The organism is Desulfosporosinus meridiei DSM 13257 (assembly GCF_000231385.2).
GTDB classification, from domain to species: domain Bacteria; phylum Bacillota; class Desulfitobacteriia; order Desulfitobacteriales; family Desulfitobacteriaceae; genus Desulfosporosinus; species Desulfosporosinus meridiei.
Map to the genome: position 1 here is coordinate 4,467,956 of NC_018515.1, position 16,365 is coordinate 4,484,320.

General features: G+C 44.6%; 15 protein-coding genes. 6 read left to right on the forward strand and 9 right to left on the reverse strand.

Features of this window, described 5'->3' with window-relative positions; translation table 11 throughout:
- Positions 1-446: 446 nt before the first annotated feature.
- Positions 447-1,256 carry a GerMN domain-containing protein gene (locus DESMER_RS20610; protein WP_014905004.1) on the reverse strand — a complete coding sequence of 270 codons (810 nt, stop codon included), beginning with the start codon at positions 1,254-1,256 and terminating at the stop codon, positions 447-449.
- A 183-nt stretch (positions 1,257-1,439) separates the two neighbouring features.
- Entirely contained in the window at positions 1,440-2,069 is a 630-nt protein-coding gene (gene spoIIR, locus DESMER_RS20615) for a stage II sporulation protein R (RefSeq protein WP_014905005.1), read from the reverse strand.
- A gap of 177 nt (positions 2,070-2,246) precedes the next feature.
- Between spoIIR and DESMER_RS20620 the strand changes: the two genes are divergently transcribed.
- Positions 2,247-2,987 (forward strand): ZIP family metal transporter, encoded by a 741-nt coding sequence (locus tag DESMER_RS20620; RefSeq protein WP_014905006.1) that lies wholly within the window; start codon positions 2,247-2,249, stop codon positions 2,985-2,987.
- 371 nt (positions 2,988-3,358) lie between these two features.
- Here the strand turns inward: DESMER_RS20620 and DESMER_RS20625 are convergent, their stop codons facing one another.
- Positions 3,359-4,048: a GDSL-type esterase/lipase family protein gene (locus tag DESMER_RS20625; RefSeq protein ID WP_014905007.1), complete on the reverse strand. Its 690-nt coding sequence runs from the start codon at positions 4,046-4,048 to the stop codon at positions 3,359-3,361.
- 150 nt (positions 4,049-4,198) lie between these two features.
- On the opposite strand from DESMER_RS20625, the gene DESMER_RS20630 reads away from it, so the two are divergent.
- The 3 genes from DESMER_RS20630 (at position 4,199) to DESMER_RS20640 (ending at position 5,771) form a co-directional block, all read left to right on the forward strand.
- A complete protein-coding gene (locus DESMER_RS20630; protein ID WP_014905008.1) occupies positions 4,199-4,675 on the forward strand; it encodes a YlbF/YmcA family competence regulator in 477 nt (158 codons plus the stop codon).
- Positions 4,676-4,966: 291 nt separating this feature from the next.
- On the forward strand, positions 4,967-5,482 hold the full coding sequence (locus DESMER_RS20635) for a hypothetical protein (protein WP_427854266.1): 516 nt from the start codon (positions 4,967-4,969) through the stop codon (positions 5,480-5,482).
- The gene (locus DESMER_RS20640; protein ID WP_014905010.1) at positions 5,466-5,771 is read left to right on the forward strand and encodes a hypothetical protein; all 306 of its coding nucleotides are present in this window, start codon (positions 5,466-5,468) and stop codon (positions 5,769-5,771) included. Before DESMER_RS20635 ends, DESMER_RS20640 begins: the two co-directional genes overlap by 17 nt.
- 777 nt (positions 5,772-6,548) lie before the next feature.
- Here DESMER_RS20640 and DESMER_RS20645 read toward each other — a convergent pair.
- The gene (locus DESMER_RS20645) at positions 6,549-7,466 is read right to left on the reverse strand and encodes a hypothetical protein (RefSeq protein WP_014905011.1); all 918 of its coding nucleotides are present in this window, start codon (positions 7,464-7,466) and stop codon (positions 6,549-6,551) included.
- A gap of 84 nt (positions 7,467-7,550) precedes the next feature.
- On the opposite strand from DESMER_RS20645, the gene DESMER_RS20650 reads away from it, so the two are divergent.
- Complete coding sequence (locus DESMER_RS20650; RefSeq protein WP_014905012.1) at positions 7,551-8,486, forward strand: metallophosphoesterase; 936 nt, start codon at positions 7,551-7,553, stop codon at positions 8,484-8,486.
- 536 nt (positions 8,487-9,022) lie between these two features.
- Here DESMER_RS20650 and DESMER_RS20655 read toward each other — a convergent pair.
- The gene (locus DESMER_RS20655) at positions 9,023-9,982 is read right to left on the reverse strand and encodes a cell wall hydrolase (protein ID WP_083856520.1); all 960 of its coding nucleotides are present in this window, start codon (positions 9,980-9,982) and stop codon (positions 9,023-9,025) included.
- Positions 9,983-10,250: 268 nt separating this feature from the next.
- Between DESMER_RS20655 and DESMER_RS20660 the strand changes: the two genes are divergently transcribed.
- Positions 10,251-10,643 (forward strand): hypothetical protein, encoded by a 393-nt coding sequence (locus DESMER_RS20660; RefSeq protein ID WP_014905014.1) that lies wholly within the window; start codon positions 10,251-10,253, stop codon positions 10,641-10,643.
- Positions 10,644-10,765: 122 nt separating this feature from the next.
- Here the strand turns inward: DESMER_RS20660 and DESMER_RS20665 are convergent, their stop codons facing one another.
- The 4 genes from DESMER_RS20665 to DESMER_RS20680 form a co-directional block, all read right to left on the reverse strand.
- Entirely contained in the window at positions 10,766-11,350 is a 585-nt protein-coding gene (locus DESMER_RS20665; protein ID WP_014905015.1) for a TetR/AcrR family transcriptional regulator, read from the reverse strand.
- 5 nt (positions 11,351-11,355) lie between these two features.
- Positions 11,356-14,493: an efflux RND transporter permease subunit gene (locus DESMER_RS20670; protein WP_014905016.1), complete on the reverse strand. Its 3,138-nt coding sequence runs from the start codon at positions 14,491-14,493 to the stop codon at positions 11,356-11,358.
- Positions 14,490-15,695, reverse strand: a complete 1,206-nt coding sequence (locus DESMER_RS20675; protein WP_014905017.1) for an efflux RND transporter periplasmic adaptor subunit — start codon at positions 15,693-15,695, stop codon at positions 14,490-14,492. Before DESMER_RS20675 ends, DESMER_RS20670 begins: the two co-directional genes overlap by 4 nt.
- Before the next feature lie 293 nt (positions 15,696-15,988).
- A complete protein-coding gene (locus DESMER_RS20680) occupies positions 15,989-16,339 on the reverse strand; it encodes a hypothetical protein (protein ID WP_014905018.1) in 351 nt (116 codons plus the stop codon).
- Between the last annotated feature and the right edge of the window lie 26 nt (positions 16,340-16,365).

Genomic DNA, 16,365 nt, shown 5'->3' on the forward strand with positions numbered 1-16,365 from the left:
CCCATTAGCCTAATTGTTATAAAAGTTTACTTGAGATAAAGCCGTTTACCCCTACAAAATTGCAGTTGGGTCTTTTGACATTTTTGAGACCAAATAAACAGGAATAGCACATTTTTAGCACAGCGAATCGCAGGATTTTTGCAAATTTTTATCCGTAGAAATAAATATTCTGATGCTAATTTTTTGCTAAAACTGTGTTGAAAATCTGCTAATTATAAGGATGCCCCCGCTATTTACAAGGCCTCCAGAGTTTTAATTAATGCTATTTTCATGTAAAGCAATTTCCCCTGATGACTTCCTTACTAATTACTTTTTATATAAGCAACCTTATTCTTTTAGAAATGCTTTAATGAAAATAGCCACAACTTATTGAAATCAAGTTGTGGCTATTTTTTCAAATTCCGAGAGACTATTCATTTCATCGCTCATCTAAATTCATACTTTGGTCAGGTTGAACTTGGAGGATAATTAAAGAGATTAATTGAACTGGGAGAATCTTTGAGAGCTCCGTTAGTCTTGCTTTCAATATTACTACTATTCTTATTACTACTATTAGTGCTGCTGTTACTGTTATTACCACTATTAGTACTGTCGTTATTATTATCCGGGACTACTATCCCTAAACCTGAATTTCCAGTTCCGGTATTGGGAGTCACCGTTTTTCCCGAAGCCTCTGTCTTAACCAGATTGGCTTTGTAGACCAAATTTGATGCGTCAATGGTTCCATATTTACTGATGGGTTGACCATCGACCCGAATTTGAACTTGCTTTATTGTGGAAAACTGGGTCAAGGTATTAACTAAGCCATACAGCGCAATCTCAGGGGCTACTTTAGAGTTAGGCTGCAAGAACTCTTTACTTAAATCTACAATAACCACATTGTCTCTGATGGCAATATCTCGCAAAGTTGTAGTTGTAGAAACCGAGGCTAGCAAATCATTTCCCGAGGGACCTTTTAGCCATTGAACAACTGTCTCTCTGGCGAGGCTCACTGTTTTTGGCAAGGTTCGCTCTTCCTTGAGTAGATACTTTCCACTGGCATCAGGATAATAAAGGGCTACGACCTTTCCTTCTCCTGTTGTGGTTGATGCGGGAATTGTCGTTTCTTTATCCGCGTTTGATCCTATCCAGTCAGCCAATGGAGTTGAGGCTCCATCCTTTTTCACAAGTGTTTCTAGCGTTCCACAGCCGGTCATCAGGATCAAGCTGAGTAAAACTACTCCCAGAAGACTAAAATTCCGAACCCGTACTTTCATAATTTCTGCCCCTTCCTCTGACAAATTAAAGGCTTGTAGAAGAAGATTACTTCTCGCGCTGAAGTCTTCTATTCTTCTTTTTTAACTTTATGCTTTGTCCAAAAAAATAGTACAGGTTCCGGCAAAAAAGATCTGAGATGATCTATAATAAGAGCCAATTTCTCTTGACACCTAAATCTCACACTAGATCAAGAATTCTTTTATCTTCTCCCAGAAGAATAAGCGCACCTTGGGCGGGCTTTTCAAGGCATATTCTGTCTGACTTTTTCCATCCACTTGAACTGCGGTGGAATTCTCGATATCTACAAAACAAAGGGCCGGAAATAGCACACACCACCAATTCGATCCTTGTCCCTCACCAATCACCACTCGAAGTGCTTCATATTGCCCGGCAGGCAGCACCAGGGTTCCATAGGATTTAGTGGGAAAGGGAAAATGCCCGTAATCTGTGTGAACCGTGTAGCTTTTATTCCATGAATGAATTACCGAAAGTGCAATCTCTTCCATGTCAGGTCTAATCCTTTGGACAATTTCCCGAGATTCTTCTAAAGAACGAGCAGCAGCCAACTGAGGTGACAATTCCTTCAAGATTGCATCTCTGACCGCTCTCTTTAAAGCTTGATCTTCCTCACTATCTGAATTAGCCAGTACGTGAAAACGAATTAATTGATCCGGTGTCTGAGCCAGTGTCTCTTCTTTGCCCAGTGTATCTTCTTTGGCAATTCCCACGAGAATAGGTTCCCGAAGTACTCCAAAAGCCATAATTCCTATCATACTAAGTATAATTGTTAAGGCAATAAACCGAACCTTCATTTCCGAACCCCTCTCCGACATTCTTTCTCTATACAAAGCCTGTCCAGGAATGTGAAGGTTTAAACAAAGTAGGCAAGCAAATTATATTATTCTAAGGGACAAATTTTGAGATCAGTATAAAGAACCCTTTTCGGCCATAAATATGTGTATCCGATGATTCGTAGAAAGGAGTTCCTTATGAACGACATTTTGGAGATTGTCTGGATTAGTATGATAGCCGGATTGGCCACAACATTAGGCAGCCTGCTGGTCTTAATGTTTGGGAAGCCAAAAGAGCGTATTTTAGCCTCCCTGTTAGCTGGTGCCGGCGGAGTGATGCTGGCGGTGGTGAGTGTCGATTTGCTTCCGGAGGCCTGGGAAGTTGGTCCGCCATATCAAGTGGGCTTGGGGTTTGTCCTGGGTCTGATATTTATGTACTTGGCAGACATTCGTCTCAATACCACTTCAAATACTCTTCCCTTGTCCAGAAGACAACGTCTTAAAAGAACCGGACTTCTCGTCGCAACAGGAATTGCCTTACACGATATCCCCGAAGGAATGGCCATAGCGGTTAGCCAAGAGGCTGCTCCGGGACTGGGATTTTTGATCGCCTTTGGTATTACATTACATAATCTTCCCGAGGGAATGGCAACAACAGCTCCCTTAAAAATGGCTCAGATCCGTTGGTGGAAGATTCTTCTTCTCAACATCGGAATTGCCTTTTTTACCCCCCTGGGGGCCATAATGGGCCTTATCGCTTTGGAAAGTGTCCAAAATTCCCTGGCCTTTTTTCTGGCCTTTGCAGCCGGCGCTATGACCTTACTGGTTTTCGCGGAACTAATGCCCCTTTCCCGGGAGCGACATCCCCGTTATGCCTTACTGGGTGGGACCATAGGATTTATTGCTTTTGCCTTGATCAGTCTGATGCTCCCAGCGTAATTTAGATGTAAGCAAAAGCAGGGCTATAATGGTAAAAAAACAGCCTTGGCGTCAAAAACCGTGGCGCACGTTAAAGTCAAATGGTGCACCGGTGCACCATTTGGCCTTTCTTCCCTGACGGGGGAGTAACACACTGGTTCAGTTGGCCTTAAGCTACTCTCCACGGGATGTTAGCTCATCGGCGTTGCTAAACAGCATTTTGTCGTTTTTCCCACACAAAATAAGGACGCAACGAAAAATACAATCTCGTTACGTCCTTACTTTTTGCACAAACAATTATGGTTTTTTAGGCATCTATTATTCTCTATTTATACTATTCTTTTCTAACAGGTAGGGAACCAACCAGTTAAAATGATTATTTTATTGTTAATTTACTTCAAAACTTGAGCAGCATAATTCCCCATGGCCTTATATCCTTTAGCGTTTGGATACTTTCCATCAATGGTTAAACCGTCTTTATATTTGCCTTCCGAATCAAACAAGGGATTGGAAAAATCTAAAGTTAAGATTTCCTCCTCTTGAGCGTACCCCAATTCCCACTCTCGAATCTCTTCAATACTATCGCGAACCCCCGGGTAGCCGATTGGCAACGCCAAGATTGGGGTAATATGATTAGCTTTTGCTTTTTCCACAATCGCTTTGATATTCTTCTGGATTTCTGTGAGGGGCACCTCTTGCAGGGCATCTCCGATTCCGGCAAATATAATGACTCTACCGGGCTTTTCGGCAACAACGTCTGTGTCAAAACGATCTAATAGGTTCTTGGCATTTTGCATTGTCTTTCCCTTATTCACCACGGTCACCTTAAGAACCTCTGCCAAAGTTGTTGTCCAAGAATCTTTTTCCGGGTCTAAAGGATATCCTAAAGTAAAGGAGTCTCCTAAGGCAACAATCTTGGGATTGCTTAGTGTTGAATCAGTTTCTGATTGGTTCGAATTCTCCGGAACATTCGACACCTTAGCACCCTCGCCCCAAAACCCTGTAAAGCCCGCGATCAAGACAATAAGGGCTAGCCCCACTGCCACTTGAATTAAGCGTATTTCCAACCGATACGTACGCATTAATATTCCTCCTTCCTTTATCAATATTCTACATCCTCGACTACTTTCCTTCTTCTTTCTACAGGCATTCTTTGCCGATCAGGTGCATGCGTTATACACCAGTATGCATTCAAACGCATATTTTGTAGTAGGAAAAAAGGAGGTAGCCCTATGAATTACATTGACAAGGCCCGCGAACTGGGGGAAGCCCTGTCCCAAACTCCCGAAGTACAGGAATTAAAAGCTGCTGAGGCTGCCATTATGGCTGATCCAGCCAGCAAGGAAGCGTTTGCTCAGTACCAGGAAAAGGAACGCGGGATTGTAACCACTCAAATGATTAGTAAAATCGCCCCCGAAAAAGACACTATTTCCCTTCTTGATCTTAAGGTTAGATTAATGAACAGATATCCTCTTATTAAAGCCTACTTTATTCAACAGCAAAGCTATGAAAAACTAATGGCTATGGTAAACCTAACCCTGACTACAGCGATGCATGGGATGCCGTCTGCTAATGACCTGCCAATTCCAGAAGAATTGAAAGGCATGGCTCAACAAATTCTCGACAAAATAAGTGGCGGAAACGTAATGGAAAAGATGCAAATCTCGCCTGATATGTTAAAAGGGATTAAACTCCCCCCTACCCTCTAATCTTGTGAAAGGTAGTAAGAGATGAGGCCCCCCGGATATCAGGGACCACATTTTATTAACGACATTACGCATCCAGTCACCTTAATTGCCTTTCTAATTGTCATCGTCTTAGGGGGATGGGTAACTATATGCACTTGGTTCTGATGATTAGCAGAAAGGAGGAACGCCGTTATTAATCATCCTGAATGCTTGCCACCTTTCCCGGCGACTCCTTTTTCCTTTTCAATCTTAGTGACAAGCCCCATCCGCCGAAACCTCTTCTTTTGTCCTGTTAGTTCTATGATATTTCCATTGGCGAAAACAAAACTTCAGTTTGCCGCAATGATCGTGGCAGGCGTAGATATTCTTATGGCCTTTCTCTTTAAACGTTCCCTGGCCCACCCACCTATTCCAAATCGCCCACCATCGGGTCAATACCCGATAACTCTGACCATGCCCCAATTGAACCAACTAATCCAAGCTGCCATCAAGGGGGAAATTCCTCTGCCTGCACCTCAACAATCCATCCCGGGGCAAGGCTTTGGCCCAGTAGGCCTAGATGAACCCCTTTTTCCTGATAACTTAAGTGTCTCATTAATTATCTCTGCCCCCTTTGCCCCCTTTGATGGCAGCCCTGACACATCATTTAACGTTCCTTTGTTCGAAGTTCCAGGTGTCCCGGGAAACCTAATTATTGCTGTTAGTTTACTGATTGCTCAATTCTTTATTGAAAGAGCAGGCGTCGGGACTCCCAACGGAGATGGTTCAAAGGTCAATACTACTGTAAGTCTCGCCGAGGGAGGGGTCTTCTATGTCGTGGCCGTTTAAATCGAGATTATCTCCGAGGAGTTCCCCCCCCCCAACTAGGGCCTGTTCAAACCCGCCTTTGAGTTCAACCGTTCTGAAGTCTTGGGATTATGGTTTCAAGCGCCTTGTACCTCTTCTGGAGTATCCGACGCTTGGAACCGGTCTTCTGGCCTGTACTGTGTTCTTATTTATTGCTTTCTTTTCTGATGTTATCTTGGCTAATATAACCTATATGAGCTTAGGGATCGTCGTGACAATAAGCACATTTGTCTTGCTTCTGTTTCTAATCTTTATTCAGATACTTTTATAGGGCTTTGCTTAACGAGCAATAGGGTCGCTTGGGACTGGGCGGCTTCGTCCACATCCTGCAAGAAAGCTAATTCGTGCGACGAAGACACTGTCTTCGCACGGGTTAAACCTTCTTGCAGCAGTGTCTTCGTCACCCAGCACTCCAAGGCTCGCCCACTCGCTGACCTGGGAGCGATCTTCAGCGGATGAGTATTCTTTGGAGATAGCCGCTTCAGCGAAAATGTATCCTACGCCGGTAGGGATTCCTTAAGGGATCACGGCTTCGGCGATACTCTCCGCTGGAGACTATCGTACCGGACACTTTCGTGCCAAACCTCTGGGTAGTACCTGAGGTGAACCCGTGGCTGCGCTTCCCCAGGTCAGCTTGTGGGCTTTACCGCCTCTCCATGCAATGGGTTCACTCCTGTGGATCGAAGCCGCCCTGTCTCTTGGGTCTATTATTCTTAAGTATGTTTTGGGGCTTTTTCCGGGCATTCATACCACTACTTAGGCGGAACCATCAGATTGTGAAAGCTGCTGAACACGCCTAATTTCTGCGAAACCTTACCTGAGCCCCTCAAAATTCTGCTTATATTCCACAAGTTAGAACAGCTAAAAAGTGCTCCCCAGAGCCCGACAAAACCGTACCTTGTCAGGATGCTTTTTCAGATCAGAATAATTAATGAAGGCTGTAACAAAACTCAGAACGAGTTTTGTTACAGCCTAAATATTTAACAATTATATTTCTAATCTATTTTACCTTCTACTGAGATTTAAGCCCTCCGCTCTTTTAACCTGACTATGAACCGCCCATGGGAGGGTTTGTTGGCGGCAGCGAGGGGGCATCGGCTTCAGGATTCACTCCCATCTGATTCAAGGATTGCATTAGCTCCGGACTCATGGGAGGCGCTTCGGGATATATAGGAGCCACTTCCGGATTAATTGGAGGCTTTTCCTTATTGCTAAACAAGCCTGTAATCTTACCCCAAATAGAGGTAGCCGTTGACTTTACCGGGCGCAGAAATGTCATCACACCCATAGGGTCTTTAACTTTTAGGATTAAGGGACCATTGGGGGCTTGTGCCAGGTGGGCAGGATTTTCTGCAGAGACTACCACCCGGTCGTAGTGATGAAGGGGGACAGGGCTTTGAAAATGAGCACGATAAACTCCGGTGCCAACCTGACGTAAGGTTCCCACCAAAAATCCGCTCTTCCCTTTTTCATCGACCAGATATGCTGCATATACCCCCGGTTGGCCAAAACCCAGGTAGGTTTGGGGCACGGGCAGATTAGCTATAAGAAGAAAAGTATTATCAGGTGATATCGTTGCCACGCCATTACCGTTTATCCCTGCCTGGGCAGCTTGCAAAATAAGCTGCCTCGCTTGACCTTGATTATAGGGCATCCCTTGATTGTAACCTTGTTCCGGCATGTAACCCATGTTTGGATTAAAACCACCTTGCTGTCCCTGAATCGGACCTTGCCACTGTTTTCCTTGTCCGGGTGGCTGCTTAGCTCCTATGAAACCGCCTCGTAAGTTATGAATTTGTCCATCCTTTTGAAAAACTCCACTGGCTTTGAGTCCTGAACCTAGGGTATTGCGTATCGCACCCGGAGAGTATCCCGAGCCAAATTGACCATTGGGTAATTGACTAGGGAACCCCTGCTGTCCGATGGGCTCATAAGGATTATTAGGCTTATCCCCAACGAACCTCATTATGCTCCCTCCTTTATTCACTTCAATGTGCTTTTATCTCATGATATGATAGTGAGTATTGAAGGGTTCTGAAAGGAGAATTTAATGGCTAAGAAATCAACACCTCTTGCCAAAACAATATCTCGCCGCAGTTTCTTCCAAAAAATTGGCGGTTTTATTGCACACCACTGGCTGCTTAGTTCTGTTCCTGTTGCGGGAGCTGGGGCTCTGGGCTGGGCAGAATTTGATACTCTTTCTTTAAAACTCCAAAAATGGGATCTCTCTTACCCAAATCTGCCCTTGGCTCTAGAGGGAAAAACCATTTGCCAGCTGAGCGATTTGCACCTTGAAAGCTTACGGATTTCTCCGGAAAAAATCCAGCAAAGTGTGATGACTCAAAAGCCTGACCTCCTGGTAATAACAGGGGATATTATTTCAACCAGGACGGATTTGGATAAATTAGCACCCTATCTCAGTGGGCTGACTGCTCCTTTCGGAAATTATGTGGTTATGGGTAACAACGATTATAGTCATTTATCTCGGACTCTTTTGAAACGCTACCTCCAGGAGTTTGAAACCCTGGGCTGGATTCCGTTGCTGAATGATGCCATTTTTCTCAAACAGCTTAATCTTTGGGTTATTGGAATTGATGACCCGGCAACTGCGCATGATGAAGTAGATTTAGCCTACCAAAAGGTGCTATCTGCCCAGTCAACTCTATCCAACTCTCCCTTTCGCTTAGCCTTGGCTCATTCTTCAGATTGCCTGGACGATGTGGCAAAACACGGAGCAGATCTTCTACTTACAGGCCATACCCATGGCGGTCAAATCCGTCTGCCGGGATTCGGCCCGCTAATCACTAATACCTACCTGGGAGATCTAGGGTTTTATGAGGGATATCATGTCATTAATGGAGTACCCTTATATATCAATACGGGCATTGGCGAAAGTATGATTCCTCTCCGTTTTAATGTTCCCCCCGAAATCGCTTTCTTCACCTTGCATCGTGGGAATGAGCAGCCTAAGCATGAGACGGGTTAAGTTAACCGAGTAAATTAAAGAGAGGCCCCAGAACTTTTTGGTTGTGGGACCTCTCTTTGTTTCTGCACTTATTATTGTGCTCATAAAACAGGTATTTTCGAACATTCTCTCTGTTCTCCAAGCCCAGAACGCAGTATGAGACAGCGTGACGTCTATACATAAGTAGAAAAGCAAACTTCCGTTTAAGCGACCGACCCCAGATGGGGCAGTGTACAAGGATGTACACTGCCGCCAGTGAGCCAAGGTCCCTTCTCGCCGTCCTGCAAGAAGGCTAATTCGTGTGAAGACAGTGTCTTTTAAGAAGGGTAACCCGTGCGAAAACATTGTTTTCGTAGGCTACAGGGACACTTGGCCATCCATGGCCTGCGGATGGCTCATCTGGCACGATAGTCTCCAGTGGAGATTATCGCCGTAGGCGGGTTCTTCAAAACAATACTATCGTGCCGAAGGATGAACCCCTCTCCACAAAGCCGGGAGCTTGAACGGTTAGTTTGCTCTGCGAATGTATGACAGAACGATGGCTCATACAAGTCCGCCTAAATACTAAAAGTATGGTTGCCAATCCGTTTGATGACAGTACGACTCTTAATCCATTTGTCCGTAGCTGTTTGTGGGTTGTAGTAAAAGATTGCCCCGTTTGTCGGGTCCAGGCCAGATAGAGCGGCTTCGGCTGCTTTGTAGGCTTGATCATCGGGATCCAAATGAATTTGCCGATCGTCAACCGCTGTAAAAGCTCCGGATTGGTAGACAATTCCTTTGATTGTTTTAGGAAAACGGGGATCCTTGAGTCGATTAAGTACAACCGCTCCGACAGCTACTTGCCCTAAGAAATCTTCTCCGCGAGCTTCTCCGTAGATGACCCGACTCAATAGCTCTACTTCCTCTTTGGAGACCAGACGTCCCAAACCACGGGAGTGAATTTGACTGTTGTCTTTAGGATCAGGGAGCTGGCTAACCTGTTTGTCAACTTTCTTTGTGTCTTGAGATACAATTATCTCATATGTCTGAATATCTGATTTCGGTTGTTCGGAAGACAGTTGGCTTGAATCAGCAACTCTGGACTCTTGTTTATAAACTGTTGCTAACACTGGGATACTTCGTAAGATATTAACCCACCACGGCGTGTCTTCGGCAACTTCTCTTACTTTCTTGTCAGAGATTACCGGGGTAGTTGAAACTGCTACGACTTCCTTTGTATACTCCTTAACATCCCTGGGCTGGAGATACTCAGGTTTTTTGTGAACGATTGGGTTGGGAACCCATAAGGTCTGTCCCTCCCGAATTTGATCAGGACTTTTTATCCGGTTAAATTTTACGAGTTCATCAACCGACGTTTGATACCTTTCTGCTAAATGCCAAAGAGTTTCACCACGCTGAACCGCTATCTTCATGGTAGTTGACGAATTTGCATAGATCCCGTTATTATCATTGTTAACGATTTTGCTCCCGAGTCCTAGAGCAGGATAGATATTGGCCTGCCATAAACACAAACACATTATCCCACATAGGAAAATCGCCAAAGACTTCCGACATCGTCGGTGTGGTAATAAAATAAAAATCACCTCTTGTTATAGACTATTTCTAGTCTTTCCCAATTAAGGTGGGTTTTATAACTACCTGCTTAAATGCTTAATAGTGGCAGAATGCTTTTTCCTTATTTGTCATATGCTACTGTTGCATACATATACTATTATGACTGAGCAAAGATAGATTAGTCTCATCTTTTGTTTTGTCGATTATTGTAAGTGAGGTGAGGTTGACAACTTGAAGGCTTTTATTAAAAACCTATTATTGTCGTTATCTCCCCCTGAAGATCCCCCGCTCAGCGAGGAGGAACGCCTGCTTGCGGAAATCGAAGAAACTAGAGAAAAAATGGAGCACGCCTGGAACCGCTTGGACTATGCGGCTCCAGAATATGTAGAAATTGCCGTACTCGAGCTTCTGCTCGCTGAAACCCAATATGGAATTCTCAACAAACGCTATCGTCTAATGTTAGGGTTAAAAGATGCCTCTTACTTTATTCCCTCCAGGGCCAGAGCTTTATCCACAACTCTAGAGGAGAGCTGTCTAAATCATGCATTTTATAGATCACTTTCAAATCCCTCTAGAGAGAATCCTGCTGTATCCTTACCTCAGTTAACTTCTCCAAATTCATAGAGATTCATCAGAGGATTATTCAGGAGATTTTTCAGAGAGTAGAAAAGCGTGTTAAAAGGACCGTCCCCCTAACACGAAAGCTCCGCCGATTTTCGGCGGAGCTTTCTTTCGGCGGAGCTTTCTTATCTTAGCCCGGTTAATATCACGTCGACCATTGCCTGATGATCTTTGTCCTCTAAGGGTCGTGGTTTTATAAAAATCCTCTGCATACAAAATTGATCCAGAGTACCCATGATACAACAGGTTGCTAATTCGTCATCGAGATCAGGCCGTAATTGCCCTTTGGCCTTGGCCTCTTTAAGCATCTCTTTGTAATACTCGATGATAATTGACTGAGCTGCCATGTGATGGACTCGAATTTCCTCAGAAAGGATTTTAACCTGCATGGCAATATGGACAAATTCCATATGATGGTTTAGAAACTGGGCGAGGAAGTGTGAGCAGTTGAGAATTTTTTCCTCGATGGTTTCCCCCTGATCCATGCTTTCTTTTAAGCCTATTCTAAATTGATCCACACTGAATTTGAGTATTTCTTCAAATAAGCGATCTTTACTTTCAAAGTACTCGTAGACTGTACCTTTACCAATCCCCGCCTCTTTGGCGATATACTCCATCTTTGCGCCGTCGAAGCCGTGTTTAGAAAACACACGGATTGCAGCTTTAAGGATCTCTGTCTGTTTTTCTTCTCTCGACGCCGTGGGTACCATCTCCTTTACACAGATTGTGTTAGCTGAGGCGTGGATTTTTGCTTTTTCTTTTCCTTCTTGTTCTTTCTGGAATCCCGAATATCTTCAAAAATTGTATAGATAACGGGCACAAGAAGTAGAGTTGATAGGGTGGAAAGGGTCAGTCCGAAGATTACCACGATACCCATGGGAGCCATGGTTTCTGAACCTTCACCAATACCCAGGGCCATTGGGATAAGTCCCAGGATAGTTGCCAGAGTCGTCATCATAATCGGCCTTAACCGAATCGGCCCGGCGTTTTCGATGGCCTCTTCCCGTTCTTCCCCCCGCTCTCGACGTTTAATAATATAGTCTACCAAGACAATAGCATTACTAACGGCGATACCTACCAAGAGAATCAAACCAATAAACGAGGGAACACTTAAGGTTGTTCGGGTAATGAATAATCCCAGCATTCCGCCGGAGAATCCCATGGGTAAGGATAGAATAATCGTAAAGGGGTGGAGTAAGGATTCGAACTGAGCCGCCAAAATCATGTAAACCAGCAGAATTGCCAGAACTAAGGCCATGCCCAAATCAGCGAAGGATTCCATAAGCTCTTTATTCTCACCTAAGACTTCATAAGTATAGCCATCCGGCATCTGATAATCTTTTAGCTTTGTTTCGATATCGGTGGTTATACTCCTTAAATCCCGATCAACAATTTGACTGGTAATATGGACAACGCGAGTCTGTCCTGTTCTCTCGATCTTAACCGGTCCCCGTCCGATCTCAACATCCGCCACCTGATTAAGGGGAACCGTTGTTCCTGAGAGGGTGGGAATTGGCGTTTGGCCTAAGTTTTCCAGACTTGTCTTAAAGGTCTCGTCCCCTGTCAGCACCACATCAATCTCAGTTCCTTCATAACGATAGGTGGTTGCAGTGGTTCCGGAAATAGTCCCTTTTACCGCTTGGGAAATCTGAGCTGCCGATAAGCCGAATTGGGCGGCGTTGGGACGGTTAACTTTAACAACGACTTCCGGAACTCCGTCCGTCATGCTTGTTTTGACTTCCCGGGTTCCATCAACCGAGGAAATAATCCCTTGTACGTCCGTACCAATCTTCTTTAGATCCTCCAGCTCTTCTCCTTTAATCGCAATGTCAATGGGAGTTGTTGAACCACCCATTTGCATATTATCCGTTACCGTTACTTTGATCTCAGCACCAGGAATGTCCTTGGTTAGAGAACGTATCTCGTCACTGACCTCCCCGACACTCCTGGACCTTTTGTCCAGATCCACCAGCTGAACACTAAGGGAGCCAGTATTGGCAGTATCCCCTCCCAGGGAAAAACCACCGTTAGTTCCTATTTGGGTAAAGACTGTTTCAATTTCAGATATGCCTGCCAGCTTTTCCTCGATCTTGTTCATGGTATCTTCAGTGTCTTCAAGTTTAGCGCCATCCGGCAAGGTTAGGTTAACTGTCAATTGACCAACATCTGACTCAGGCATGAATTCTGCACCTAAGCTGAGAGCAGAGGCAGCTGACAGCACAAAGATCAAAGTGGCTGTCACCATTACCGTCTTTCGATGGTGTAAGGCATAGTGTAAAAATTTCTTATAGACCCCTTCAATCCGGGCAAAGGCTGCATCAAAGCCACGGCTCATTCCATCAATCAGCCCTTTAATTCCCTTACGTCCCTCGGGAATCTCCCCAGATTTCATAAGCTTAGCAGAAAGGGTGGGAACTAGAGTCAGGGAAACCAGCAGGGAAGCCATCAACGATATGGCGAAGGTCATGGCTAACTCTCGGAAGATTGTGGATACCACGCCCTCCACGAAGACGATGGGGAGAAATACAGCAACGGTTGTCAAGGTGGAGGCGAAGACAGCCATGCCTACTTCTGATACCCCTTTGACAGCAGCTTCATATTTAGAATATCCTTCCTGGCGATGGCGATGGATGTTTTCTAAAGCGACGATATTGTCATCCACCAACCGACCCATTGCCAGGGTCAGTCCGCCAAGAGTCATCATATTGATAGTGATCCCGGCAAAATAGAGAACTGCAAAGGTGGCCATCATAGCAATTGGAATCGCTGTAGCAGTGATGAAGGTTGTTCGGATATTATGAAAGAACAGAAACACCACGACAATTGCTAAGACACCACCCAAGATTGCTTCGTTTTTAACGGTTTTAACGGATTGCTTAATGTCAATAGATTGATCCATAACAACATCGACCTTAAGATCCGGGTATTCTTTAGCAAATGCTTGAACAGTGGCATTGACCTCATCGGCTACTTTAACGGTATTGGTTCCGGATTGTTTTTGCACAGAGATGCTGACACTTTTTTCGGAATTTGCCTTAGTAATGGCATTAACATCTTTATGCACAATCCCTACATCAGCAATATCTTTTAATTTGATCTGTCCGCCACTGGGAAGTGGAATCAAGACATTTTTGATTTCGTCTAAGGATTTAAACTCTCCGGTAGTCCGAATGGTTAGTTTTTGGGTTCCCTTATCTACCTGACCTCCTGGAGAATTTAGATTTTCCGCACCAATCAATTGGGACAATGAACCGATGGTTAAGCCATAGCCATTCATTTTTTCCAGATGGGTTTTGATTTCAACCTGATCTTCAAAGCCACCGACGACAGATACCGAGGCGGCTCCGGAGACCCGTTCCAGCTGAGGCTTGAGTTTATCCTCGGCAATGGACTGCAGTTTAGCTAAGTCTGCGTCATGTCCGCTGATGGTTAAAACCACCACAGGCATGGCATCCAAATCCAGCTTCATAACCATTGGTGCCCCTGCATCATCCGGTAACCGACTCTTAATCTGATCAACCTTCTCCCGCATTTGCAGGGTGGCAAAGTCCATATCGGTTCCGTTTTTAAACTGGGCTATTACGATTGAACTACCCTCAGAGGTTGTGGAAGTAACCGTATCAATATTTTCAACGGTAGAAACCGCCCCTTCTAAGGGATTGGTTATGAGTTTTTCGATCTCTTGAGGCCCGACCCCGGAATAATTCGTCACAACGATGGAAACAGGGATTTCTATGTTCGGCAAAAGATCAATGGGGAGGCGTGTCAAGGAGATACCGCCCAAGAGAATGATAATGAGCATCACCATGATGATGGAGACAGGGCGTTTAACTGAAACCTCTGCTAGCTTCAAGACTCTTCCCCTCCCACAATTTTCACCTTATGGCCTTCGTCAACTAAGGTCTGCCCTTTAACAATTACCTTATCACCCTGATCCAACCCTTTAAGGATCTCAATGTCCACCCCCGTATCCAGGCCAGTGGTAATTTCTTTGGCAGTGGCTTTATCATCGACAACCACATAGACAATGGTCTTTTCGTTTTTCAGAACAACTGCCTCACTTTTGATGGCCATAACGTCCGGCTTTTCATCGGTGGTCAGTTCTACTTTGGCAAACATCCCGGGCTTAATTAAACCATCCAGATTCTCAATTAGTATTTTAATGGGATAGAGCTGGGTTTTGGGGTCGGCGGCTGGGCTGACATTCTCAATTCTTCCAACAAAGCTTTCCTCCGACACTGATGGAACCGTAACCTTGACTTCGTCATTCATTTTTAAACGATTGACTAAGTTCTCTGTGACACTAACTGTGGTATAGACACTGCTGGCATTGGTCAGGTTGACTCCCGCTTGAGCACTGCTGGCCATATTTCCTATTTGAACATTAACCTGAGAGACAACTCCGGCGACAGGGGCAGTGACAACTGCATTGTCTAAGGATTCTCGGGCTTGGGTAAGCTGAACTTCCACTAGATTAAGGCTGCTGTCTGAGGCCTGAACCGTTAATTGTTCAATCTGGCCTGCATAAGAGGATTCTAATTCTTGAAGACCTAACTCTGCCTGATCCAGTTGAGATTTTGAAGCTGCACCTGCATCATAAAGAGCTTTAGTATTGGCCAGGGTCTTTTTCGCGTCGGCTATTTTTTCTGCGGCTATGGCTTGAGTTCTTGCCAAAGAGGACTTTGCACTTACCCACTGTTCTTTGCTATTTTGGTAGCTGGCCTCAGCTAATTGATAAGCTGTATTCAGATCTGTGGTTTCCAGAGTAAACAAGACATCTCCTGCCTGAACTGTATCCCCTACTTTGACATTCACAGACTCAACCTTACCTGCCATCTTGGGAACTACTGATACATCTGTCTCAGATGATATTTTCCCACTCAATATCGCAGTATTGATAAGCGTCTTGTGGCCGGCCATTTCCACCTCTACCGGTATGTACTTTTCTTCGACAACGGCAACGGGTTTATTTCCGCTGCACCCGGTCAACACTCCAAACGTCATCAGCGCTACGAGTAAGATCCGAACCTTTCCCATGTTCCTAATTTTCTTCAACGCCTATCTCCTCCACTTTGCCCATAAATTCTCAATCTTTTCAGAACCGACTGTTCGGTCACTTAATTAGTTATACCTTGATTAGCTTTGAAAATCAAGCTATCCAGGAAATAATCCTTTAAGAGCAGAGGTTATTTCCCAGATAAATAAGATAAAATCCAATAGTATTACTATTGGATTCATTAGACCTGGGCTTAACATTTTTTAGTATTCTGCATATGCTTTATTTAAACAAAAATTCATTATTAGTCTTCATAGTTTTGTCTTTAATGTCTTTAATGTCTTGACAGCCTTCAGCTATCTGATGATTCCCGGCTTCGTCTGCGAATGTCCTGCCATAGGGCTGTCAATTGCTTAAACCGCTCTAAAAAAGTAACAATAAAATTCAATGGGTTCTTTCTCATAGAGTCTAGTCCGACTGCTACTTCATTGATTGTTCCGCCAACTTGTTCACTGGTTTGTTTTACCACGGCGGTGACTGACTGAATATCCGCCAGCAGATAGGGCAAATGGGCATTAATATCCCGCACTGTCTGCTTTGCTTCATCCGTCAGCTTGCGCAAGGAACGTACCCAAAGCATTACTTCAATTCCGATTACCCCTAAAATGATGGTCGCCACAAGAGCACATACTTCATAAATCATAGACCCACTCCCACTCGGTTTCATAT